This window comes from Streptomyces sp. 2P-4 (genome assembly GCF_030167965.1).
Classification (GTDB): Bacteria; Actinomycetota; Actinomycetes; order Streptomycetales; family Streptomycetaceae; genus Streptomyces; species Streptomyces globosus_A.
Genome location: NZ_CP095011.1, coordinates 5,732,389 through 5,754,493, shown reverse-complemented (window position 1 = coordinate 5,754,493; position 22,105 = coordinate 5,732,389). Strand labels below are relative to the sequence as shown.

At 76.5% G+C, this 22,105-nt stretch carries 21 protein-coding genes and 7 tRNA genes; 12 read left to right on the top strand and 16 right to left on the bottom strand.

Features of this window, described 5'->3' with window-relative positions; translation table 11 throughout:
- Positions 1-132: 132 nt before the first annotated feature.
- The gene (locus MUK52_RS25590; protein ID WP_114056790.1) at positions 133-858 is read left to right on the top strand and encodes a 3'-5' exonuclease; all 726 of its coding nucleotides are present in this window, start codon (positions 133-135) and stop codon (positions 856-858) included.
- 90 nt (positions 859-948) lie between these two features.
- Here the strand turns inward: MUK52_RS25590 and MUK52_RS25585 are convergent.
- Together MUK52_RS25585 and MUK52_RS25580 are read right to left on the bottom strand one after the other, a co-directional pair.
- A tRNA-Val gene (locus MUK52_RS25585) sits at positions 949-1,020 on the bottom strand.
- 39 nt (positions 1,021-1,059) lie between these two features.
- Positions 1,060-1,575 (bottom strand): SRPBCC family protein, encoded by a 516-nt coding sequence (locus MUK52_RS25580; RefSeq protein ID WP_114056791.1) that lies wholly within the window; start codon positions 1,573-1,575, stop codon positions 1,060-1,062.
- Between the two features lie 81 nt (positions 1,576-1,656).
- On the opposite strand from MUK52_RS25580, the gene MUK52_RS33205 reads away from it, so the two are divergent.
- Positions 1,657-3,114 (top strand): hypothetical protein, encoded by a 1,458-nt coding sequence (locus MUK52_RS33205; RefSeq protein ID WP_350206022.1) that lies wholly within the window; start codon positions 1,657-1,659, stop codon positions 3,112-3,114.
- The gene (locus tag MUK52_RS33200) at positions 3,027-4,142 is read left to right on the top strand and encodes an SCO7613 C-terminal domain-containing membrane protein (RefSeq protein WP_350206020.1); all 1,116 of its coding nucleotides are present in this window, start codon (positions 3,027-3,029) and stop codon (positions 4,140-4,142) included. Before MUK52_RS33205 ends, MUK52_RS33200 begins: the two co-directional genes overlap by 88 nt.
- 67 nt (positions 4,143-4,209) lie before the next feature.
- Here MUK52_RS33200 and MUK52_RS25570 read toward each other — a convergent pair.
- Both MUK52_RS25570 and MUK52_RS25565 read right to left on the bottom strand, forming a co-directional pair.
- Positions 4,210-4,281 (bottom strand) — tRNA-Val (locus MUK52_RS25570).
- A 45-nt stretch (positions 4,282-4,326) separates the two neighbouring features.
- Positions 4,327-4,809: a TIGR02611 family protein gene (locus MUK52_RS25565; protein ID WP_284580343.1), complete on the bottom strand. Its 483-nt coding sequence runs from the start codon at positions 4,807-4,809 to the stop codon at positions 4,327-4,329.
- Positions 4,810-4,986: 177 nt separating this feature from the next.
- On the opposite strand from MUK52_RS25565, the gene MUK52_RS25560 reads away from it, so the two are divergent.
- Positions 4,987-5,400 carry an SsgA family sporulation/cell division regulator gene (locus MUK52_RS25560; protein WP_030011909.1) on the top strand — a complete coding sequence of 138 codons (414 nt, stop codon included), beginning with the start codon at positions 4,987-4,989 and terminating at the stop codon, positions 5,398-5,400.
- A gap of 261 nt (positions 5,401-5,661) precedes the next feature.
- A complete protein-coding gene (locus MUK52_RS25555) occupies positions 5,662-6,291 on the top strand; it encodes a CGNR zinc finger domain-containing protein (RefSeq protein WP_114056794.1) in 630 nt (209 codons plus the stop codon).
- Here the strand turns inward: MUK52_RS25555 and MUK52_RS25550 are convergent.
- Together MUK52_RS25550 and MUK52_RS25545 are read right to left on the bottom strand one after the other, a co-directional pair.
- Positions 6,232-6,417, bottom strand: a complete 186-nt coding sequence (locus MUK52_RS25550) for a hypothetical protein (RefSeq protein WP_114056795.1) — start codon at positions 6,415-6,417, stop codon at positions 6,232-6,234. The genes MUK52_RS25555 and MUK52_RS25550 overlap by 60 nt on opposite strands.
- A 121-nt stretch (positions 6,418-6,538) precedes the next feature.
- On the bottom strand, positions 6,539-6,967 hold the full coding sequence (locus tag MUK52_RS25545; protein WP_114056796.1) for a hypothetical protein: 429 nt from the start codon (positions 6,965-6,967) through the stop codon (positions 6,539-6,541).
- 185 nt (positions 6,968-7,152) lie between these two features.
- On the opposite strand from MUK52_RS25545, the gene MUK52_RS25540 reads away from it, so the two are divergent.
- Positions 7,153-7,653 carry a DsbA family protein gene (locus tag MUK52_RS25540; RefSeq protein WP_284580290.1) on the top strand — a complete coding sequence of 167 codons (501 nt, stop codon included), beginning with the start codon at positions 7,153-7,155 and terminating at the stop codon, positions 7,651-7,653.
- A 19-nt stretch (positions 7,654-7,672) separates the two neighbouring features.
- On the opposite strand, the gene MUK52_RS25535 is transcribed toward MUK52_RS25540, so the two are convergent.
- From MUK52_RS25535 to MUK52_RS25525, 3 genes are all read right to left on the bottom strand, one after another.
- Positions 7,673-8,497 (bottom strand): GNAT family N-acetyltransferase, encoded by an 825-nt coding sequence (locus MUK52_RS25535; RefSeq protein ID WP_114056798.1) that lies wholly within the window; start codon positions 8,495-8,497, stop codon positions 7,673-7,675.
- 73 nt (positions 8,498-8,570) lie between these two features.
- Entirely contained in the window at positions 8,571-9,392 is an 822-nt protein-coding gene (locus MUK52_RS25530; protein WP_114056799.1) for an aminotransferase class IV, read from the bottom strand.
- A 16-nt stretch (positions 9,393-9,408) separates the two neighbouring features.
- Positions 9,409-10,464 carry a chorismate-binding protein gene (locus tag MUK52_RS25525; RefSeq protein WP_162793272.1) on the bottom strand — a complete coding sequence of 352 codons (1,056 nt, stop codon included), beginning with the start codon at positions 10,462-10,464 and terminating at the stop codon, positions 9,409-9,411.
- Between the two features lie 180 nt (positions 10,465-10,644).
- On the opposite strand from MUK52_RS25525, the gene MUK52_RS25520 reads away from it, so the two are divergent.
- The 5 genes from MUK52_RS25520 (at position 10,645) to MUK52_RS25500 (ending at position 11,114) form a co-directional block, all read left to right on the top strand.
- A tRNA-Gly gene (locus MUK52_RS25520) sits at positions 10,645-10,717 on the top strand.
- Between the two features lie 39 nt (positions 10,718-10,756).
- A tRNA-Cys gene (locus MUK52_RS25515) sits at positions 10,757-10,830 on the top strand.
- A gap of 1 nt (position 10,831) precedes the next feature.
- Positions 10,832-10,903 (top strand) — tRNA-Val (locus MUK52_RS25510).
- A 19-nt stretch (positions 10,904-10,922) separates the two neighbouring features.
- Positions 10,923-10,994 (top strand) — tRNA-Val (locus MUK52_RS25505).
- A 48-nt stretch (positions 10,995-11,042) separates the two neighbouring features.
- Positions 11,043-11,114 (top strand) — tRNA-Val (locus MUK52_RS25500).
- A gap of 58 nt (positions 11,115-11,172) precedes the next feature.
- On the opposite strand, the gene MUK52_RS25495 is transcribed toward MUK52_RS25500, so the two are convergent.
- The 3 genes from MUK52_RS25495 to MUK52_RS25485 all read right to left on the bottom strand — a co-directional run bounded on the left by MUK52_RS25495 (position 11,173) and on the right by MUK52_RS25485 (position 13,010).
- Positions 11,173-11,481 (bottom strand): TFIIB-type zinc ribbon-containing protein, encoded by a 309-nt coding sequence (locus MUK52_RS25495; protein ID WP_114056801.1) that lies wholly within the window; start codon positions 11,479-11,481, stop codon positions 11,173-11,175.
- A 68-nt stretch (positions 11,482-11,549) separates the two neighbouring features.
- Positions 11,550-12,596 carry a phosphotransferase family protein gene (locus MUK52_RS25490; RefSeq protein ID WP_114056802.1) on the bottom strand — a complete coding sequence of 349 codons (1,047 nt, stop codon included), beginning with the start codon at positions 12,594-12,596 and terminating at the stop codon, positions 11,550-11,552.
- 228 nt (positions 12,597-12,824) lie between these two features.
- Entirely contained in the window at positions 12,825-13,010 is a 186-nt protein-coding gene (locus tag MUK52_RS25485) for a hypothetical protein (RefSeq protein WP_114056803.1), read from the bottom strand.
- Between the two features lie 564 nt (positions 13,011-13,574).
- Between MUK52_RS25485 and MUK52_RS25480 the strand changes: the two genes are divergently transcribed.
- A complete protein-coding gene (locus MUK52_RS25480) occupies positions 13,575-14,774 on the top strand; it encodes a serine/threonine-protein kinase (RefSeq protein WP_114058820.1) in 1,200 nt (399 codons plus the stop codon).
- 33 nt (positions 14,775-14,807) lie between these two features.
- Here the strand turns inward: MUK52_RS25480 and MUK52_RS25475 are convergent, their stop codons facing one another.
- The 4 genes from MUK52_RS25475 to cbiE form a co-directional block, all read right to left on the bottom strand.
- Entirely contained in the window at positions 14,808-15,632 is an 825-nt protein-coding gene (locus tag MUK52_RS25475) for a TrmH family RNA methyltransferase (RefSeq protein WP_114056804.1), read from the bottom strand.
- A 62-nt stretch (positions 15,633-15,694) separates the two neighbouring features.
- Positions 15,695-16,930, bottom strand: a complete 1,236-nt coding sequence (gene cobA, locus MUK52_RS25470; RefSeq protein ID WP_114056805.1) for a uroporphyrinogen-III C-methyltransferase — start codon at positions 16,928-16,930, stop codon at positions 15,695-15,697.
- 284 nt (positions 16,931-17,214) lie between these two features.
- Positions 17,215-20,610, bottom strand: coding sequence for a nicotinate-nucleotide--dimethylbenzimidazole phosphoribosyltransferase (gene cobT, locus MUK52_RS25465; protein ID WP_284580279.1), 3,396 nt, complete (start codon positions 20,608-20,610; stop codon positions 17,215-17,217).
- Positions 20,611-20,862: 252 nt separating this feature from the next.
- The gene (gene cbiE, locus MUK52_RS25460) at positions 20,863-22,065 is read right to left on the bottom strand and encodes a precorrin-6y C5,15-methyltransferase (decarboxylating) subunit CbiE (protein ID WP_114056807.1); all 1,203 of its coding nucleotides are present in this window, start codon (positions 22,063-22,065) and stop codon (positions 20,863-20,865) included.
- Positions 22,066-22,105 lie beyond the last annotated feature (40 nt).

The window sequence follows — 22,105 nt, the reverse complement described above, 5'->3', positions numbered from 1 at the left end:
CGGGGAAGTTGTCTCCGTACCGGACCGGCCGCAAACGGCGTACGGCGCAAACGGGCCGGGTATCACGGAATCGGGCGAGGGGGGCGGCGGCGCGGTGCGCCCCATCCGCCGATCGGGAACGAGGAGTTCGCCATGACGCGCTGGTACGAGGGGCCGCTGGCCGCATTCGACACGGAGACGACCGGAGTGGACGTGGAGCGGGACCGGATCGTGTCCGCCGCTCTCGTCGTGCAGGAGTGTGCGGGCGGCCGGGTCCGCCAGACCCGCTGGCTGGTCAATCCCGGCATCCCGGTGCCGCGGGAGGCGACGGAGGTGCACGGTCTGACGGACGACCACCTCCAGCACCACGGGCGGTGGCCGGCGCCGGTGATGGAGGAGATAGCCCGGGCGCTGGCGGAGCAGCAGGTGGCGGGCCGGCCGGTGGTGGTGATGAACGCGCCGTTCGACCTGACCCTGCTGGACCGGGAGTTGCGGCGGCACCGGGCGTCGTCGCTGGCGCGGTACCTGGACAACCGGCCGCTGACGGTGCTCGACCCGCGGGTGCTGGACAAGCACCTGGACCGGTACCGCAAGGGCCGGCGGACGCTGGCGGACCTGTGTGCGCACTACGGGATAGAGCTGGAGGGGGCGCACGACGCGGCGGCGGACGCGCTGGCGTCGCTGGAGGTGGTGCGGGCGGTCGGCCGCCGGTTCGCGGGCCGGCTGGAGCGGCTGAGTCCGGCGGAGCTGCACACGCTGCAGGCGGTCTGGTACGCGGCGCAGGCGCGCGGGCTGCAGGCGTGGTTCCAGCGGCAGGGGACGCCGGAGGTGGTGGACCCGCACTGGCCGCTGCGGCCGGAGGTGTCGACGGCGGCGTGAAGCCCGCTGCGCGGCAGGGACGTTGCCGCCGGCAGAGTCCGGAATGCGGAAGGCCGGTCCGTCGTCTGACGGACCGGCCTGTCCCGGCGGTGGGCGATACTGGGATCGAACCAGTGACCCCTTCGGTGTGAACGAAGTGCTCTCCCGCTGAGCTAATCGCCCGGGAACGCACTGAACAATACAAGAGGCACGGGCCCGGGTTCAAACCGCTTCCGGCGGGCCGGCCAGGAGGCGGGCGAGACCCCGCCGTCCGGCGCGCATCATCAGGGCGTGGTTGAGGTGCAGCAGGGGCCGGGCGGGCCCGGAGAGCCGGCGCAGCAGCGGGCGGCGGACCTCGACCTCCTGCTCGTACAGGGCCCGCGTCCCGGTGGTGCCGCGGGGGCGGACGGTCCAGCGGGCCCAGCCCTCCATGTCGCCGCCGAGGGCCGCTTCGAGGATGCCGCCGCGGGGGTCGCTCACGAGTTCGGCGGTGGTGACGCGGAGCGTGTACGGCAGCGCGGAGCGGATGTACGCGGTGCCGGTGTGCCCGCCGGTGCGCTCGGCCCGGCGGACCTGGGGCCACCAGCGGGGGTAGTCCTCCGCGCGGGCGAGGACGGCGTAGACGCGGTCGGGCGGGGCGTCGAGATCCCAGGCGGTGCGGAAGCGGAACCGGTGTACCGACGGCAGGCGGCGGGGGTCGGGGGTGCGGTCTGCGCGGGCGGTGCGGCGGGGGCCCATGCGACCAGTGTCGGTACTCAGGGCGGATCTGAGTAGGGGGCCCCATGTTCCCGGCCGGTGGCGGGCGCCACACTGCGGGGCATGGACACACCCCTCCCGCCGGCCCAGGAGCTGGCGCTCATCGACCGCGAGCTGGCGCACCTGGATGCGCGCCGCGGCTATCTGCTGGCCCGCCGGGAGTGGCTGCTGCGGTCGGCGGCGCCCGCCGGGTGGGCGGCTCCGGCCGGATGGGGTGCCGCGGCGGCCCCGGTGCCGGGGGCGGGGCGCGGCCCCGAGGCGTCGGCCCCGGGCGCGCAGAACGTGCTCCTGACGCTGGGTGCGGTGCTGCTGGCGGTGGCGGCGCTGGCGTTCACGCTGGTGAGCTGGGGCTCGCTGGGCATCGGCGGGCGGGCCGCCGTCCTGGCTGCGGTGACGGCGGGGGCGCTGGCCGCGCCGGCGCTGCTGGTGCGGCGCGGGCTGCGGTCGACGGCCGAGTCGGTGGCGGCGGTGGGTCTGCTGCTGACGGTGCTGGACGCGTACGCGCTGTACGCGGTCGCGTTCACGGGGGCGGACGGGACGGCGTACGCGGCGGGGGCCGCGGCGGTGCTGGCCGCGCTGTGGGCGGCGTACGGGGCGGTGCTCCCCCGGCTCGCGGTGCCCGCTCCGGCCGCGGTGCTCGCGGTGCAGCTGCCGCTGCCGCTGGCGGCGCTCGCGGCGGAGGCGGGCCCGGTGGCGTTCGGGTGGGCGCTGCTGGCGACGGCGGCCCTGGACGGCGCCCTCGCGGCGGTCCCGGCGTGCGCGGGGTGGCTGCGGGCGCGGGCCGCGTGGACGGCCGCGGCGGTGTGGGTGCCGGCGGGCCTGCTCGGTGCGGGTGCCCTGCTGGCGGCGGCGGTGCGGCTGGCCGCGGCCGGGAGCGCGGGGGCCGCCGCGGGTCCGGCGCTGCTGGCGGCGGGGTGCGCGGTGCTGGGTGTGGCGGTGGCCTGGCGGTTCCCGTCGGCCGCGGTGGCGGCGTCGGCGGGCGGGCTGGCCGCGGTGGCGGCGCTGGCCGGACCGGTGCTGCCGGAGGTGTCCGGGGGCTGGGCGGCGGTCGCAGTGCTGGCGGCTGCGCTGCCGCTGCTGGGGGCGGCCGCGGCCGGCGGGGTGCCGGGGTCGGTGCGGCGCGGCCTGGGTGCGGCGGGTGCCGCGGTGGCCTCCCTCGTTGCGCTGTGGGGGCTGGCGGCGGCCGGCCGGGCCGTGGCGGGGCGGCTCTCGGTGGTGCGCGAGGCGTGGGAGGCGACGGCCCCGGCCGATGCGCACGGTCCCGGCGCCGCGGCCGTGGTGGCACTGCTGCTGGCGGGCGGCGCGGCCTGGTGGGCGCGGCGGATGCCGTCCCTCCGGCCGGCGGCGCGCCCGCAGCGGCCGGCCGGTCCGGCTCCGCGGCCGCCCCGGCGGCCACCCCGGCGGCGGGGCCCGCGGCGGCGGGCGCGGCCGCGGTGGTGTGCGGCTGGGCCGCGCTGTTCGCGGCGCCGCTGGGGTACGGGCTGCCGGTCGCGGCGGTGCTCGGCGCCCAGCTGGCGGTGACGGCGGCGTCCGCGCTCCTCGCGGTGCGCCCGGCCGCGGCCGCGGCGGACGGCCCGGCGCGGGCTGCTGCGGCGCTCTGCGCGGCGGCCGGTGCGGTGGCGGTGTCCCTGGCGGCCCTGGACGGGCGGGCGGCGACCTTCGCGGTCCTGGGCGCCGTCGGCGCGGGCAGCGCGGCCGTGGCGGCCCGGCGTACCGCTCCGGCGGCCGTGCGGGCGGGCGGGGCGGTGCTCGCCGTGGCGGCGGCCGCCGGCCTGGTGGCGGCCGCCGGCCTGGTGGCGGCCGCCGGCGCGCTGGCCGGGCTGTCGGCGCCCCGCTGGTCGCTGCCGCTGCTCGCGGTGCCGGCCGCGGTGGCGGCCGCGGGCCCGCGCCTGGGGCGCGTACGGGTGCCCGCCGAGGCGGCGGCCGCGGCGGCCGGTGTGGTGGCGGTGCTGCTCCCGGCCGGCCGGCCCGCGCTGTGGTCGGCGGCGTGCGCGCTCGCCGGGGTGGTGTGCGCGGGAGCCGCGGTACGGTCCGAGCGGCGCCGGCTCGGGTGGGCCGCGGCGGTGCTCGGCGTGGCCGCGGCCTGGCTGCGGCTGTGGGAGTCGGGGGTGGCGGCGGTGGAGGCGTACACGCTGCCGGTGACGGCGGCCGCGCTCGCGGTGGGCTTCGTACGCCGCCGCCGGGACCCGCTGGCCTCCTCCTGGACGGCGTACGGGCCGGGCCTGGCCGCGACGCTGCTGCCGAGCCTGGCCGCGGTGTGGGGGGACGGGCACTGGCTGCGGCCGCTGCTGCTCGGCGCGGGGGCGCTGGCGGTGACCCTGGCGGGCGCCCGCCGGCGGCTCCAGGCGCCGCTGCTGCTGGGCGGGGCCTGCCTGGCGGCCGTCGCGGTGCACGAGCTGGCCCCGTACGTGGTGCAGGTGGCCGGGCTGCTGCCGCGCTGGGTGCTCCCGGCGCTGGCGGGGCTGCTGCTCCTGGCGGTCGGGGCGACGTACGAGAAGCGGCTGCGCGACGCGCGGCGCCTGCGGGAGGCGCTGGGCCGGCTGGTCTGAGGGCGGGCCCCGGCGGAAACGCCGAGGGCCCGGAGACGGTTTCACGTCTCCGGGCCCTCGGTCCGGGTGGGCGATACTGGGTTCGAACCAGTGACCCCTTCGGTGTGAACGAAGTGCTCTCCCACTGAGCTAATCGCCCGGGCACACCGCAAACATTACCGCATGTCAGCGGCGCCCCGGACCATCACTGGTCCTTGAGGTCCCAGGGCAGTGTGAGCCCGTACTCCCACAGGTAGAAGCCGATCAGCGCGCCCGCGATCACGAGACCGGTGCCGGTCAGGATCAGGTTGCGGCGGCGGACCTTCGGGTCGAGCGCCTTCTGGGCGGCCTCGGTGACCTTGCGCTTCGTCCAGCGCAGGACGAGCTGCGCCCAGGCGAACTCGGTCGCCCAGATCGCCAGGCCGGCGAAGATCGCGACCCACCCGGGGCCGGGCAGGACGAGCATCGCCGCGCCTGCGCCGATCACGGCGAGGCCGACGATGAAGACGCCGACCTGCCAGCTCAGGTGCAGGGTGCGGCGCCTCTTGATGAATTCCGGCGCCCTCGAAACGTGCGGCGCTTCCTGTTCGGTCTCTCCGGCGCTGCTGCCGGCGGCCCCGCCGACGACGTGCCCGGCGGTCTCCTGGGCGTTGGACGCCCCGGCCTCGCGGTGACTCCCCGTGTTCATGGGCTCGAATCTACCGGAGCCGGAAGCACACGTGAACGGAGGTTTGGATCCGCCGTCCGAGGGACCCAGAGGGCCGCAAAACGGTCAGAGGGGTTTACAACGGCACCGTAGGTGGCATGTCGATTTCGCCGACGTGCGAATCCCCGAGCGCACACTGAGCGAAAGGCCCTGGCGCTTATGAACACCACGGTCAGCTGCGAGCTGCACCTGCGCCTCGTTGTGTCGAGCGAGTCCTCACTGCCTGTTCCCGCGGGCCTGCGGTATGACACGGCCGACCCCTACGCCGTGCACGCCACCTTCCACACCGGCGCCGAGGAGACGGTCGAGTGGGTGTTCGCCCGCGACCTGCTCGCGGAGGGCCTGCACCGGCCCACCGGAACCGGGGACGTCCGTGTCTGGCCGTCCCGCAGCCACGGTCAGGGCGTCGTCTGCATCGCCCTGAGCTCACCGGAGGGAGAAGCTTTGCTCGAGGCGCCCGCCCGGGCACTCGAGTCATTCCTCAAGCGGACGGACGCCGCGGTCCCGCCCGGGACCGAGCACCGGCACTTCGACCTCGACAAGGAGCTCTCACACATCCTGGCCGAGAGCTGAGCCGGCCCCACGGGGAAGAAACTCCCGGCTGAGGCCGGGGGCCGCTCGGCACCGTCCGACTCGGGGCGACGGTGCGGGCCGGCTGGAGAACCACATACGGCAGTGCCGGCGCTGTTCCCGCGGAAGCCGTCCGCGGGAGCGGCGCCGGTGTGCTTGTTCGCGCCGGAGGCACCTCCCGGCCGGGGCGCCGGGCGGCTAGAGTCGGCCCCCGGCGGCGACACCGGCCCGTCGCAGCAGGCCCGGCCACAGGGAGCGAGTTCCGTGCAGATCCCCCACGACACCCGTCGAGCGCTCGACGTCGTCGTCGCTCTGGTGAACACGGCCGCCGAGGCGGACCAGCCCGACGGCCTCGCGGACCTGGGCTCGCTGCGCGCCTTCGTCCGGGAGTACGACATCAGCGACGTCGGCGAGCTCGGCGTGCGGGACCTGGCGGGCGTGCGGACGGTCCGGGGCAAGTTCGCGCAGGTCTTCGCCGCGCCGACCGCCCGCGCCGCGGCCTCGCTGATCAACGAGCTGGTGGCGACGGCGGGAACCACGCCGCAGCTCACCGACCACGACGGCTACGACTGGCACGTGCACTACTTCGCCCCCGGCGCCTCCCTGGGAGACCACCTGGCCGCCGACGGCGGGATGGCGCTCGCGTTCATCGTCGTCGCGGGCGAGGAGGAGCGGCTGCGCCGCTGCGAGGCGCCGGACTGCCGGCGGGCCTTCGTGGACCTCTCCCGCAACCGCTCCCGGCGCTACTGCGACAGCCGGACCTGCGGGAACCGGCTGCACGTGGCGGCGTACCGGGCGCGGCGCAAGGAGGCCGACGCGGGGCCGGCGGGCCGCTCAGAGCAGGAACAGGTCGTGCACGCCGGCCAGCAGCAGCAGGGTGCCGACCACCGCTAGGAAGATCATCAGCGGGGGCTGCGAGAGCGCGAAGAGGCAGCCGCGCTGCTCCTCGGCGGCGTGAGCGGGGGCCGTGGCGGGCGTCCGGGCCGGTGCGGCCGGCGCCCCGTGCGGTGTGTCCGGCATGTCGGGGCGATGATGGCCCACACACGGTGCGGGGCCGGCCCCAACACGCCTGTGCGGCGGCCGCGTTCACCCCTTCCGGTCACCGGCGCGGCAATGCGGGGGCGGGCGGCGGGGCGCCGGCTCAGATGCCGTGCTTCTTCAGGATGGCCTCGATGTCGGAGAAGTCCTCCTCGGGAGCGGCCGCCCGGCCCGGTGCGGCCGGCGGGCGGCTCCCCCGGCCGACCTGGGGCGCCGCCGCGGCGGGGGCGACGGCCTGCGGGCCGGAGGCCTCGGCGGCCTTGCGCGCCTTGCCCGCGCCGCGCCGCTCGACGGCCCTGGTGGCCGCCAGCAGCAGCCAGGACAGGCCCAGCAGGCCGAAGCCGACCCAGACGGCGGGCTGGAAGACGATCCCCGCCGCCCACTCGACGACGCCGGTCAGCACCAGGCCCGCGGGGACCAGGGCGTACGCGGCGATCCTGGTGGCCGTGAGGTAGCGCCTGCGGAACGCGGTCACCGCGGCGATGCCCAGGCCCGCCGCGGCCAGCGCGGAACATACGGTCTCGGCGAGCATGCGGTCCTCCAGGGCGGCTGTCGGGGCCCTCTTCGTTCCCCGCTCCCTCCATCCTGCACCGCCGGCCGCCGGAGCGGCCACGATCCCCGGGGCTCCGGCGCCGATCTCCGGGACATCTCCGGGTCGGTCTCCTCCGCCGGGGGTGCGCGGGCCGGGCGCGGCCGGGCGGCTGGGAGACTGTCGGCATGACCGATTCCGTGATCCTCGACGTCTGGTGCGAACTCCAGTGCCCGGACTGCCACAGCGCCCTGGACGACGTACGGGCCCTGCGCGCCCGCTACGGCGACCGGCTGGACATCCGGCTGCGCCACTTCCCCCTGGAGAAGCACAAGCACGCCTTCGCCGCCGCGCAGGCCGCCGAGGAGGCGGCCGTGCAGGGGCAGGGCTGGCCGTACGCGGAGGCGGTACTGGCCCGGACCGCCGAGCTCGCCGACCGCGGCGAGGCGGTCCTGCTGGACGTGGCGCGCGAACTCGGCCTGGATGCCGAGGAGTTCGACACGGCTCTGATCGACGGCCGGCACATCCTGATCGTGGACGCCGACCAGGCCGAGGGCAAGGCGATCGGGGTGTCCGGCACCCCGACGTACGTGATCGGCGGCGAGCGCCTCGACGGCGGCAAGAGCCAGGAGGGGCTGCGGGCCCGCATTGAGGAGATCGCGGACCGGCTGCTGGCCGAAGGCGCGTAGCCGGGGCCGGTTCGGCGGCTCAGAGCAGGTCCTTGCCGTAGGTGAACCGGACCGGGCGGTAGCCCAGCGACTCGTAGAGCCGCAGGGCGGGCGTGTTCCCTGCGAAGACCTGGAGGCCGAGCGTGCGGTGGCCGCGGGCGAGCGCGGCCCGTTCGGCCAGGAGCATCAGGGAGCGGCCGTGCCCGCGCCCGCGGTGCGCCTCTGCGACCGCGACGTCGTAGACGTACGCGCCGGATGCGGAGGGCCCGGTCCAGACGTGTCCGACCGGTTCCCCGGCCGCCTCCAGCACGAGGAGGTCGTTGCCGGGCGTGTCGCCTCCCTGCGGCAGCTGTCGGTCGTGGTCGTCCTCGGCCTTCCGCCGCGCCGCCGCGGCGGGCATGCCCCGGCTAGCCATGTCCTCGGCGTAGCCGTCGACGGCGGCGGGCAGCCACCGCGCGTACTCCTGCGCGGTCATCGGCCGGCCCGCGGTCCCGGCGGGCAGGGCGGGCGGGGCGTCGGGGAGCTCCTTGGCCATGGCGCGGCTGTACTCGGTGTAGCCGAGGGAGGCGGCCATGCGCAGGCCGCCCGGGGAGTCGGCGGGCACGGACGCCTGGACGCGCCGGCAGCCCCAGCCGCGCAGGACCTCCTCGGCGGCGAGCGCGCCGACGGTGGCGCGCCCGCGCCTCCGGTCGGGCTCGTCGACGGCGAGGTCGCGGATCTCGCCGACGGCCGGCCCGAAGGCGCTGTCGCAGGCGAGGAGCAGGGCGCCGACGCGCCGGCTGTTGACCCGGATCTCGTACGGGCGCGAGCGGGCGCCGGCGGCGCCCTCCTGGAGCGGCCCGCTCGGCCGCAGCGTGGTGGTCATCAGGGATGTGTACCCGCCGCGGGGCCCCGTACGACAGCGAATTCGGAGGCCGGCGCCCTCGGGCGCGGCCGGCCTACGGGTCGAGGTCGTCCGCGGCGCGCTCCTCGAAGATCCGCGCGGCGCGGGCCGTGACCGGTCCGGGGGCGGCGGGGGCGGTGCGGCCGTCGATGCGGTGGACGGCCTGGACGTCGCGCAGGGTGGAGGTGAGGAAGACCTCCTCGGCCTGCTCCAGGGCGGCGAAGGGGAGGTCGGCCTCCTTGGCGCCCACCCACTCGGCGACGAGGGCGCGGGTGATGCCGGCGAGGCAGCCGGAGGAGACGGGCGGGGTGTAGAGCTCGCCGTCGAGGACGACGAACACGTTGGATCCGGTGCCCTCGCACAGCTGGCCGACGGTGTTGGCGAAGAGGGCCTCGGAGGCGCCGGCCTTGTTCGCGGCGGCGAGGGCGACGACGTTCTCGGCGTACGAGGTGGTCTTGAGGCCGGCCACTGCGGAGCGCTCGTTGCGCACCCAGGGGACGGTGATCACGGCGGTGGTGTCGGGCCGCCGGGTGGCGGCGCCGAGGGCGACGAGGAGCGTGGGGCCGCTGTCTCCGCGGTCGGAGCCGAGGGGGGAGATGCCGCCGGTGTAGGTGATGCGCAGGCGGCCCAGGGGGACGGGGCTGTCGTCGAGGACGGCCGCGCAGGCGCGGCGCACCTCGTCCAGGTCAGGCTCGGGCAGTCCGAGGCCGCGGGCGGAGCGGGCGAGCCGCTCCAGGTGGCGGGTGAGTGCGAAGGCCTTCCCGCGCTCCGCCTTCACCGTCTCGAACACGCCGTCGCCGACCGTCAGCCCGTGGTCGAACACGGACACGTGCGCGTGGTCGGCGTCCCGCAGTGCGCCGTCGAGCCAGATCCTCACCGTACGATCCCTCCGCTCACCCGGGGGCACCTGTCACCGCCCGGGAGCCCGACGCTACCTCCAGCAGGCGGGCGGCCTTCAGCTCGGTCTCGGCCCATTCGCGCTCGGGGTCGGATCCCCAGGTGATGCCGGCGCCGGTGCCGAAGAGGAGGCGGGCGCCGCCGGGGGCCCGGCGGTCGATCCAGAAGGTCCGGATGCCGACGGCGAGCTCGGCGAGGCCGCGATCGGCGTCCACCCAGCCGATGCCGCCGCAGTAGGGGCCGCGCGGGGCCGTCTCCAGCGCCTCGATGATCCGCAGCGCCGAGGACTTGGGGGCGCCCGTGACCGAGCCGGGCGGGAAGGTCGCGGCGAGCAGTTCGGGCCAGCCGGCGCCTTCGGCGAGTTCCCCGCTGACGGTGGAGACGAGGTGGACGAGGCCGGGGTGCTCCTCGACGGCGCACAGTTCGGGGACGGCGACGGAGCCGGTGGCGCAGACGCGGCCGAGGTCGTTGCGGACCAGGTCCACGATCATCACGTTCTCGGCGTGGTCCTTGGGGAGGAGGTCGGCGGCGGTGCGGCCGGTGCCCTTGATGGGCCCGGACTCGACGTGGCGGCCGGAGCGGCGCAGGTAGAGCTCCGGGGAGGCGGTGGCGATCTCCACTCCGTGCGCCGGCAGGCGGATCGTTCCTGCATAGGGGGCCGGGTTGCCGCGGGCCAGCAGTGCGGTCAGGGCGTCGACGTCGGCGCGGTCGGGGTCGGGCAGCGGTGCGGACATGACGCGGCACAGGTTGGCCTGGTAGACCTCGCCGGCGGCGATGTGCTCGCGGATGCGGCGGACGCCCGCCGTGTAGGCCGCGCGGTCCAGGGAGGAGGACCACCGGTCGGCGGCGGGGCCGCGCCAGGCTCCGGGGACGGGCTCCGGGACGGGGTCGGGGCGTATGTCCCCGAAGCGCGCGCAGACCAGGCGCCCCTCGAAGTCGGCGGCCACCGCCCAGAAGCCGGAGGAGTCCAGGGCCGCGGGGTCGCTGGTGACGTCGCGGAGGTCGGTCGCGAGGAGGCCGCCGAAGCGGGCCAGGGGAAGCAGGTCGTGCACGGCTGCGAGTCTAGGCCCGGTGGCCGAAAGGCGCCGGGGAGGTGACCGGCGGGTGACCGGTGGTGATCGGGCGGCAGCACGCTGCGGAAACGCGTTTTTGAGCTGGCCCGGGAATCCGCTAGAGTTCAACACGTCGCCAGGGAGCGAAGGGGGAAACCCCGGAGCGAACAGGGTGACGGTGCGGACGTAGCTCAGTTGGTAGAGCACCACCTTGCCAAGGTGGATGTCGCGAGTTCGAGTCTCGTCGTCCGCTCTGAGTGGGGGATCTTCCCGAGATACCCTGCAACTCCGAGGTGGAGTGGCCGAGAGGCGAGGCAACGGCCTGCAAAGCCGTCTACACGGGTTCAAATCCCGTCTCCACCTCCAAGGACGATTAGCTCAGCGGGAGAGCGCTTCCCTGACACGGAAGAGGTCACTGGTTCAATCCCAGTATCGTCCACAGGATCTTCGGATCCCCCGCGCGATTAGCTCAGCGGGAGAGCGCTTCCCTGACACGGAAGAGGTCACTGGTTCAATCCCAGTATCGCGCACGCAGTACCTGCAACACCGTTTCACCTGCGGCTGCACAGCCGTGGCCCGCGCGATTAGCTCAGCGGGAGAGCGCTTCCCTGACACGGAAGAGGTCACTGGTTCAATCCCAGTATCGCGCACCGACCGGAAGCCCCGGCCGTCTCGACGGCCGGGGCTTCCGCGTGTGCGGCCGGGGGATCAGGACGAGAACAGCATGCGCCCGAAGCCCTTGCGGTGGTGCCCGGGGTGGCCGTGGTGCCCGTGGTGCGGGGCGCCCCAGGCCGGAGCGGCGTGCGGCGCCGCATGCGGGGCCGGGTACGGCGCCGGGGGCGCGGCCGGCGGCGGGACCTGCCCGTACTGGCCGGCGGTGTACTGCGACTCCAGCCGGGTCAGCGCCTCCAGCTCCCCGTAGTCGAGGAAGATGCCGCGGCAGCCGCTGCACTGCTCGATCTGGACGCCGTTGCGGTTGTAGGTGTGCATCATCGCGTGGCACTTCGGGCACTGCATGGCCGGACCAACTCCTCGCCGTCGTGCGTCGGCACCGGGCGCCCGCCCGGTGCAGGGACGCCCTCACCCTACGCCGGACGGGTGCCTGCCAAGTCGGGCGGGAGCGTGCCGATTCGGGCACAGGATTCGACCATGAGCCGCTCCACGTCGTCGAGCCTGCGCCGGTTCTCCGCGGCCTTGGCGAGGGCCAGCGCGGCCGTCTGCACGGTCAGGGCGCGGGCCGCCGTGTCCAGGGCCGGCCACGGGTCGCAGCCGGGGGGCCCCGCGGCCGGGCCGCCCGCGGCCCGGTAGGCCTCCAGGAACCGGCCCCAGGCGCTGCTGCCGAGGACCCCCGCGGCGAACCAGGCGGCGGGCCGGGCCAGGTCCCAGGCGGGCGCCCCCACCCCCAGGTCGTCGACGTCGATCAGCCGCCAGCCTCCGCCCGCGGCGCTCCCCCGCACCAACTGGCCCAGGTGGAGGTCGCCGTGGCACAGGACCCCGCCGCCCGGCGCCGGGGCCTCCCCGCGCGCCCACGCGGGCAGGGTCCGCGCCGCGTCCCAGACGGCCTGGGGGCCCAGGCCGGAGCCGCCCCGGCTGCCGCCCGGGGCGGGCGCGGAGTCCGCGTCCGGGCGGGGGCCGCGGTCCGGGCCGCCCGCGCGGGCCAGCCGGCCCAGGGCCCGCGCCAGCTTCGCCGGGCCCCGCATGGCGGGCAGCGGCCCGGGCAGGGCCGCCAGCGGGACCCGGTGCAGCGCCGCCAGCAGCTCCGCCGCCGCCTCCCACGGAGCGTCCTCCGGGCGCTCGGCGTCGACCGGGTCCCCGTACGGCCACAGCGACACCGGCCGGCCCCGCAGCAGACCCGCCACCGGCCGCAGCGGCGGGAGCAGCACCCCCGCGAGGGCCCGGTCGGCGGCGATCCGCATCCGTACGGCCAGTTCCTCGGGATCGCTGTCGGCGGCGTGAGCCTTGGCCACGACCTGCCCGCAGCGCACGACCGTGCCGTCCTCGCGCTCGGCGAGGAGCCGGTACGCCGGCTCCGGCTCGCCGGTGGCGTACGCGGCCAGTGCGGCGGGCAGCGGTGCGGCCGGCGCGGGCACCGCGCCCTTCCCGAGGCGCCGGGCGGCATGCTCCTGGTTCATCGCTGCTCCCCGCCTGTGCGTGACTGGGCCACCGGCCCTCGCACAGCAGGTTACGGAACGCCGCGGCGGCAACCGCGGCACGGCGGGAGGGCAAAAGAGCGTGCTGCCCGTCCGACTCCCCAGTCGCACGGGCAGCACCCTTCACCTGCCGTCCGCCGCTCCCCCGTCCCCACGGGGTTCGGCGGGCCGATGCCGCTGCCCGGGCCGCTCTCCCGGGCGGGGCGCCGCTCAGCGCCCCAGCATCGCGCCCACGGACGACGCCTGCGCCGCCACCTGCTCGAACCCCCCGAAGAGGAAGAGCAGGAGGGCGGCCAGGGGGAGGACCATGGCCGCGGCCACCAGCGGGTGGCGCGTTCCGGACTCGTGGGCGTGGAACGCGAATGACTTGCGCCCGTGCCGTGCCGTGTCCGCCATGGTCCTTCTCCCTGTCGTCTGGATACGGCGGGCGCGTGACCTCGGGGGACGAGAGTGCGCCCGCCGCATGACCACCACACTAGGCACGGCGGGGGCACGCGGCGTCGTGCCCGCGTACCCATTGGCAGGCCTCCGGGAGGATGACGGGGCCGCCTGCGTGTACTCCCCTGGTTGGAGGCCGCCTCCCCTTCGTGGGGGTCTTCCCGGAGGGGGATGACCACAGCGTGGTGAGTTCGCTCACTTCCGTCACTCCCCGCACATGCGGGTCCCCGGACCGGGTGCACTGTGATCGCCCCGGCGGTGCGCCCGGCGCACGCACCCGCCCTCCGGACCGCCCCGGGCGCCGCTGTATCCGATGACCCCTCAACCACCTGTCCAGAAAAGGGCGTTGTTGCCTCCGCACGGTGCCGGGCGGGGGCGGTTACGGCGGGGTTCCGCACCCCCGCGGGGGTCCCCGCGCACTGACGAGCGATTGCCCCGGTGAGGGCGCGGCCTCTGAGCGCTCGTGGCGGATGGTCCGTAAGCTGTGCCACGTCAACAGGACGACGGGTCAGCGGGGTGGACATGGCGATGATGCGGCTCCGGCGCGAGGACCCGCGTGTCGTCGGCTCGTTCAGGCTGCACCGGCGGCTCGGCGCCGGCGGCATGGGCGTGGTCTACCTGGGCTCCGACCGGCGGGGGCAGCGCGTCGCGCTCAAGGTGATCCGCCCCGACCTGGCCGAGGACCAGGAGTTCCGCTCCCGTTTCGCCCGCGAGGTGTCCGCCGCCCGGCGGATCCGCGGCGGGTGCACGGCGCGCCTGGTGGCGGCGGACCTGGAGGCGGAGCGCCCGTGGTTCGCGACCCAGTACGTGCCCGGCCCGTCGCTGCACGACAAGGTCGCCGAGGAAGGCCCGCTGACGGCGGCGCAGATCGCCGCGATCGGGGCCGCCCTGTCCGAGGGGCTGGTCGCGGTGCACGAGGCGGGCGTCGTCCACCGGGACCTCAAGCCGTCGAACATCCTGCTGTCGCCCAAGGGGCCTCGGATCATCGACTTCGGGATCGCCTGGGCGACCGGCGCCAGCACGCTGACCCACGTGGGGACGGCCGTGGGCTCCCCGGGGTTCCTCGCGCCCGAACAGGTCCGCGGGGCGGCGGTCACGCCCGCCACCGACGTGTTCGCGCTGGGCGCCACCCTCGCCTACTCGGCGACCGCCGACTCGCCGTTCGGGCACGGCAGTTCCGAGGTGATGCTGTACCGGGTCGTGCACGAGGAGCCGGACCTGGTGGGCGTGCCGGACGCGCTGGCGCCGCTGGTGCGGGCCTGCCTGGCGAAGGACCCCGAGGACCGGCCCAGCACGCTCCAGCTGTCGATGCGGCTGAAGGAGATCGCGGCCCGGGAGGCGCAGGGCCTGTCGGACGGCCGCCCCCCGGCGCAGCGGGTGCGGACCGACCGGCCCACCGGACGGCTGACCCAGCCGTTCCCGGAGGAGCGGGCGGAGCGGCGCACCGGCCGCACGCCCGCGCCGCAGGGGGCGGGCAGCAGGGCCGTGAAGGGTGCGCAGGGCGGTCCGCCGTCGCGGCCGTCGTCGCCGCGGAACAGGGGCGGCGGGCCGTCGTCGCGGCCGACCGGCGGCCGGTCGGGCGGCCGTCCGGTGCCGCGGACGACGGGGGCGGGGCGGCGGCCGTCGCGGCCGGACCCGCGGCTGATGCGGCAGCGGCTGATCGTGTTCGTGGTGGTGACGCTGGTCGTGGCGCTCGGGATCGCGGCCGCGCAGAAGCTCTGAGCGCCGGGGCCGCGGGCCCCGGCGCCGTCCGCGTCACGCCTGCCGGTGCGGGCGGGTGGCGTAGAAGGCGACCGCGGAGGCCGCGGCGACGTTCAGGGAGTCGATGCCCTCGGCCATCGGGATGCGCACCCACTCGTCGGCGGCGCGCAGGGCGTGCGTCGACAGGCCGTGCCCCTCCGAGCCCAGCATGATCGCGCAGCGTTCGAAGCGCTCCGGCGGGACCTGGTCCAGGGAGGCGGCCTGCGGGCTGGGCGTCATGGCGAGGATCCGGTAGCCGGCCGCGCGCACCTTCTCCAGGTCGGCCGGCCAGTCCGCGAGGCGGGCGTACGGCACCGAGAAGACCGATCCCATGGACACCTTGATGGCGCGCCGGTAGAGCGGGTCGGCGCAGTCCGGGGACAGGAGTATCGCGCTGATGCCGAGGGCGGCGGCGCTGCGGAAGGCGGCGCCGAGGTTGGCGTGGTCGACGAAGCCCTCGAAGACGGCGATGCGGCGCCCGGAGCCGCCCTCCGCGAGGAGTTCGGCGGGCTCGGGCAGCGGCTTGCGCTGCATGGAGGCGAGCGCCCCGCGGTGCACGTGGTAGCCGGTGACGCGCTCGGCGACCTCGGGGGTGACCGCGTACACGGGGGCGGGGAGCTCGTCGATGACGTCTCGCATGACGTCGACCCACTTCGCGGACAGCAGCATCGACCGCATCTCGAACCCGGCGTCCTTGGCCCGCCGGATGACCTTCTCGCCCTCGGCGATGAAGAGGCCCTCCTCGGGTTCGCGGCGGCGGCGCAGCTCGACGTCGGTCAGGCCGGTGTAGTCGCGCAGGCGCGGGTCGTCGGGGTCGTCGACGGTGATGAGATCAGCCACAGGGTGATACTGCCTTGTCCGGGGTGGGGTGCCAACGCCCCTTGCGGGGCGCCGGGTCGGGCTCAGGTCGCGGGGGCCGCCGCGACGCGGACGACCTCGCCGATGACGATGACGGCCGGCGGGCGGACGTCCTCGGTGCGGACCCGCTCGCCGACGGTGGCCAGGGTGGCGTCGACGCGGCGCTGGTTCGCGGTGGTGCCCTCCTGGACGACGGCGACCGGGGTGTCGGCGGGGCGGCCGTGGCGGACGAGGGCCTCGGCGATCAGGCCGATCTTGTCGACGCCCATCAGGACGACGAGGGTGCCGGTGAGCCGGGCGAGCGCGGCCCAGTCCACCAGGGAGCGCGGGTCGTCGGGGCCGACGTGTCCGCTGACGACGGTGAACTCGTGGGCGACGCCTCGGTGGGTGACCGGGATGCCGGCGGCGGCGGGCACCGAGACGGAGCTGGAGATGCCGGGGACGACGGTGCAGGCGATGCCGGCCTCGGCGAGGGCCTGGAGCTCCTCCATGCCGCGGCCGAAGACGTACGGGTCGCCGCCCTTGAGCCGGACGACGGCCTTGCCGGCCTTGGCGTGCTCGACGAGGGCGTTGTTGATGGCCTCCTGGGCCATGTAGCGGCCGTACGGGATCTTCGCGGCGTCGATGACCTCCACATGCGGGGGGAGCTCGTCGAGGAGGTCGCGGGGGCCGAGCCGGTCGGCGATGACGACGTCGGCCTCGGCGAGGAGCCTCCTGCCGCGGACGGTGATCAGGTCGGGGTCGCCGGGGCCGCCGCCGACGAGGGCGACGCGGGGCCCGCCCTCGGCGCGGCGGCGGTGGCCGGGCGCGGCGAGGGTGCCGTCGCGCAGCCCCTCGACGACGGCGTCGCGGACGGCCGCGGAGCGGCGCGGGTCGTTGCCGGTGAGCACGGCCACGGTGACGCCCTCGACGCGGCCGGTGGCCGGCGTCCACGCGGTGGCGGCGGAGGCGTCGTCGGCGCGGACGCACCAGACCCGCTCGCGCTCGGCCTCGGCGGACGCCTGCTCGTTGACCTCGCGGTGCTGGGTGGCGATCAGGGCGTACCAGGCGCCGGCGAGGTCGCCCTCGCGGTAGCGGCGGCGCTCCCAGCGGATCTCGCCGGTCTCCGCCATGGCGTCGACGGACGGCGTGGCGGACGGCGAGACGAGCAGGATGTCGGCACCCGCGGCGACGAGCGCGGGAAGGCGGCGCTGGGCGACCTGCCCGCCGCCGATGACGACGACGCGGCGGCCGGCGAGGCGGAGGCCTACGGGGTACGCGGGGTGTGCCGGATGTGCCATGGCGGTGCGGCTCCTGGGACGGCGGTGGTCTGCTGCCGCTGCTGCGCTGGAGCGGCCTGTCCGGTGTGACGTGCGGTTTCGGGTGTGCGAGTCCACGATACGACCCGGCCCGCCGACCGCTGCGCGGGGCCTTTCGGACCACGCGCCTCACACGCCGGCGGGGCTGATCCCAGCCCGCCCGGCGTTTGAGGGTACGGGCGCGGAGCCCACGTACGGGGTCCGGGGCGGAGCCCCGGTTCCGGGAAGGGGCGGGGAGGGGATCGGCCCCGCGCAGCGGGACGGTCCTACTTCTCGGTGACTCCCGCGGAGTCGAACGTGGCGACCTCGTGCATCGCGCGGGCAGCGCTCTGCACCAGCGGGAGGGCGAGGAGCGCCCCGGTGCCCTCGCCGAGCCGCAGGTCCAGGTCGACGAGCGGCCGCAGGCCGAGCTTGTTGAGCGCGGCGACGTGCCCGGGCTCGGCGCTGCGGTGCCCGGCGATGCACGCGGAGAGCGCCTCGGGGGCGATGGCCCGGGCCACCAGCGCGGCCGCTCCGGCGCTGACGCCGTCCAGGATGACGGGCGTGCGCAGGGAGGCGCCGCCGAGGAGGAGGCCGACGATCGCCGCGTGCTCCAGACCGCCGATGGCCGCGAGGACGCCGATGGGGTCCGCGGGGTCGGGCTGGTGCAGTTCCAGGGCGCGGCGGACGACGTCCACCTTGCGGGCGTGGGTCTCGTCGTTGATGCCGGTGCCGCGGCCGGTGACCTCCGAGGGGTCGGCGCCGGTGAACACCGAGATGAGGGCGGCGGAGACCGTGGTGTTCGCGATGCCCATCTCACCGGTGAGCAGGGCCTTGTTGCCGGCGGCGACGAGGTCGCGGGCGGTCTCGATGCCGACCTCGATGGCCGCGACGGCCTCTTCCCGGGTCATCGCGGGGCCTGCGGTGAGGTCGGCGGTGCCGGGGCGGACCTTGCGGGGCAGCAGGCCGGGGGTGGCCGGGAGGTCGCCGGCGACGCCCACGTCGATGACGCAGACCTCGGCGCCGACCTGGTTGGCGAAGGCGTTGCAGACGGCGCCGCCGCCGAGGAAGTTCGCCACCATCTGCGTGGTGACCTCCTGCGGCCAGGGGGTGACGCCCTGGGCGTGCACGCCGTGGTCGCCGGCGAAGATCGCGACCGCGGCGGGCTCGGGGATCGGCGGCGGGCAGACCCGGGACAGCCCGGCGAGCTGCGCGGAGATGATCTCCAGCATGCCGAGGGCGCCGGCGGGCTTGGTCATGCGCTTCTGCCGCTCCCAGGCCTCGCCGAGCGCCTTGGCGTCGAGCGGGCGGATGCTGGCGACGGTCTCGGAGAGCAGGTCGTGCGGCGCCTCGCCGGGCAGGGCGCGGCGGCCGTACGTCTCCTCGTGGACGACCCAGGCGAGCGGCCGGCGCTGCGACCAGCCGGCCTGTGCGAGCTCGGGCTCCTCGGGGAACTCGTCGACATATCCGACGCACAGGTAGGCGACGACTTCGAGGTGTTCGGGCAGGCCGAGCTCGCGGACCATCTCGCGCTCGTCGAAGAAGCTGACCCAGCCGACGCCGAGGCCCTCGGCGCGCGCGGCGAGCCAGAGGTTCTCCACGGCGAGCGCGGAGGAGTACGGGGCCATCTGCGGCTGGGTGTGCCGGCCGAGGGTGTGGCGGCCGCCGCGGGTGGGGTCGGCGGTGACGACGATGTTGACGGGGGTGTCGAGGATGGCCTCGATCTTCAGTTCCTTGAACTGCTTGGCCCGGCCCTTGGGCAGCGACTTGGCGTAGGCCTCGCGCTGGCGCTGGGCGAGCTCGTGCATCGTGCGGCGGGTCTCGGCCGAGCGGATGACGACGAAGTCCCAGGGCTGGGAGTGGCCGACGCTGGGCGCGTGGTGCGCGGCCTCCAGGACGCGCAGCAGCACCTCGTGCGGGATGGGGTCGGTGCGGAAGCCGTTGCGGATGTCGCGGCGCTCGCGCATGACCCGCAGGACGGCCTCGCGCTCGGCGTCGGCGTAGCCGGGGGCGGCCTCGCCGGCGGGGGCGGCGGGCTCCTGCGGCTCGGCTCCCTCGGCGGGCGCCGGGGCGGCGGCTTCGGCGGCGGCCGGGTCCGCGGGGGCCTCGGCCGGGGCCGGGGCCTCGGCGGGGGCGTCCGCCTGGGCGGCGGGCTCGGCGGCCGGGACGGGCTCGTCGACAGGCTGCGCGGCTGCGGGCGCGGCTGCGGCCGGCTGGACGACGGCTTCGGCGGGCTGCTCGGGGGTCTGGGGCGCCCCGGGCGCCTGTTCCTGCTCGGCGGGAGCCTGCGCGGCGAGCAGCTGCCCGGCGGCGGGGGCGCCCTCGGCGGCGGCCTCCGGCGCCGCGGGGGCGTCGGCCTGGACGGCCTCGGCGGGCTGCGCGGGGGCGGCGGCTTCGGCTGCCTCACCGGGAGCGGTCTGCTCGGCGGGCGCCTCGGCGGCCTGCGGGTCCGCGGGAACGGCCTGCGGGACGGCGACCGGCTCGGCGGGGGCCTCAGCCGCCGGCGCCTCCGCGGCGGGCGCCTCTGCGGGGGCCTCCGCGGCAGGAGCCTCGGCGGCCTCCGGCTGGGCCACGGCCTCCGGCTGTACGACCTCGGGCTGTACGGCCTCGGGCTGTACGGCTTCCGGCTGCGGGGCCTCGGGGACCTCCGCACCGGCCTCGGGCGCAGGGACGGCCTCAGGGGCGGGAACGGCCTCGGCAGCCGGTGCGGCTTCGGGGGCGGCGGCCTCCACCACCGGGGTGGCCTCCGGCGCGGGAGCGGCTGCGGCCTCGGCCTCGGGGGCCGTCTCGGGCGTCTCGGCCGTCACTGCCGCCTCAGGCGCCGGGACGGGCTGCGCCTGCTGCTCCGGGTGCGGCTGCGCCTGCTCCGGGGCGGGCTGCGGCTGCGCCTGCTCCGGGGCGGGCTGCGGCTGCGCCTGCTCCGCGGCGGGGAACGCCTGCGCGGCGGCGGGCTGTGCCGCGGGCACCGGTTCGGCGCCCCAGGGCACGCCGGCCTGCGGCGGGACCTCGCCGAGCTGCGGGGCCGCCTGTGCAGGGACGTCCTGCCGGGGCACGTCCAGGTATTCGGGGCCGGTGGTCGGCGGGCCTGCCTGGCGCATGGGCATGGGCGGGACGGGGGCGCCCAGCGGCGCGGTCGGGGCGGGCGGCACGGGGGCGGCCGGGCCGCGGTCGGCGAGGGAGCGGACCACTCCGGTGGCCTCGGGCACGGCGGGGCCCATGTGCAGCGGCCGGCGGGGCGGGGCGGCGGGTGCGGCGGGCGCGGCGGCGTGCGGCGGCACCATCCCGCCGAGGTCCAGGGAGCCGGAGTCGCGGCCCCCGGCCTCGTGCACGCCGGCGCCGTACGAGGCGTCGGCGGGGTCGGGGAAGGCGGCCGGCGCGGGGTGGGCGGGTCCGGCGTAGGCGGCGTGCGGGTCGGCGTAGTCGGCGTAGGGGGCGTCGCCGTAGGAGGTCTCGACGGGGTAGGCCGGCGCCGGCGGGACCACCTGCGGGTCGCTCCACGAGCCGTGGCCGTGGCCGCTCGGCATCAGCAGGAGTTCCTCGTCCTCGGCCTCGGCAGGGTTGTCCACGAGGTCCTGGAAGGCGTAGGCGCCCGGCTGCGGGACCTGAGCCGGAATGCCCTGCTGGTCCACCATGCCCGCGTTGTCCGGGAGTCCCTCGCCCGGTACCTGGCCGGTGTCGGTCATGCGTACCCCTCGCCCATCGTGTTGCCTCTTCGATCGCCCGGCGCCCACAAGACCAACGAGCGGGGTTGCCGTGCGACGCGTCGTCCGCGTACGCACCCTGCGACAACCAGTAAGCATTGTCGCGCCCGTTCGCCGCCGCGGCGGCCGAAACCGCCGCGGTCTGCTGTGGACTGCGCCACGTCGCGCGTCTTGTTGTGCCGCCGTCCCTGGGCGTACCAGGGCAGTACGACGATCGGCCAGCCTACCCCGGGCTCAGGCCCGGTGGTTCACCGGGCGCCGGGCTGCCAGGAGGAACACGACGGTACGGTCCTGTTCGCTCCAGGTGAGGGGGTCGAGCCCGACGGACTGCAGGAGGGCGCATTCGACGGCGTATCCGCCCTCGGCGAGGGCCCGGCCGATCGCCTCGGCCTCGTCGCGGGTGGAGGCGTGGCTGACGATCCGTTCGGGGCGGCGTTCGGCGACTGCCGCGACGACGTCGGCGCCGCCACCGCCGACGCGGACGACGTCGGGTTCGGGGAGGTCCTCCAGGACGTGCGGGGCGCGGCCTGCGAGGACCTGGAGCTGTACTCCGCGGGCGCGGGCGGCGGCGGCCGTGCGCTCGCAGGCCTGCGGGTCGGCGTCGACGGCGATGACGGCGGCCCCGAAGGCGGCGGCCTCGACGGCGAAGGCGCCGGAGCCGGCGCCGATGTCCCAGACGAGGTCGCCGGTGCGCGGGCCGAGCCGGGCGAGCTGTGCGGCGCGCAGGGTGGCCGACTCGCCTTCGCCGGTGCCGTCCTGGGGGCGGGCCCAGCCGCGTTCGGCGGTGCGGGCGGGGTTCTGGCCGAGGATCCAGGCGGGGTCGGCGGAGACCGTCTGGCCGCCGATGACGATGACGACGTTGGGGTTGCGCCAGGTGTGGTCGGCGGCCTTGTCGGAGGTGACGACGGTGACCTGCTCGCGGGCGGTGCCGAGTTCCTCGCAGATGACGAAGGTGCGGTGCACGGGCCCCAGCAGCAGGGCGAGTTCGGCAGGTCCGGCGCCGGGCGAGGTGAGGACGGCGACCTTGCCGTGGGCGCGGCAGACGTTGACGGCACGGCGCAGGGTGCGGGGGTGGGCGACGACGACCTGGGCGTCGTCCCAGGGCATGCCGGCGCGGGCGAAGGCGGCGGCGACGGAGGAGACGGCGGGGACGACCTCGACCTCCAGTCCGTGCTCGGGGGCGCGCAGGGTGCGGACGACGCCGAAGAAGCCGGGGTCGCCGTCGGCGAGGACGACGGCGCTGCCGCGGTGTCCGGCGATGCGGCGGGCGGCGAGGCCGAGGCTGCCGAGGCGGATGCGTTCGGCGGCGGGCGGCACCTCGGGGAGGGCGAGGTGGTGGGCGGCGCCGGCGACGAGGGTGGCGGCGGAGAGCGCGGAGCGGGCGGCCGCGGTCAGGGGGGAGCCGTCCCAGCCGATCACCGTGACCCGGTCGGCCATCGTCGTCTGTCTCCTGGGGTGGTGGGGGGAAGGGCGGTCG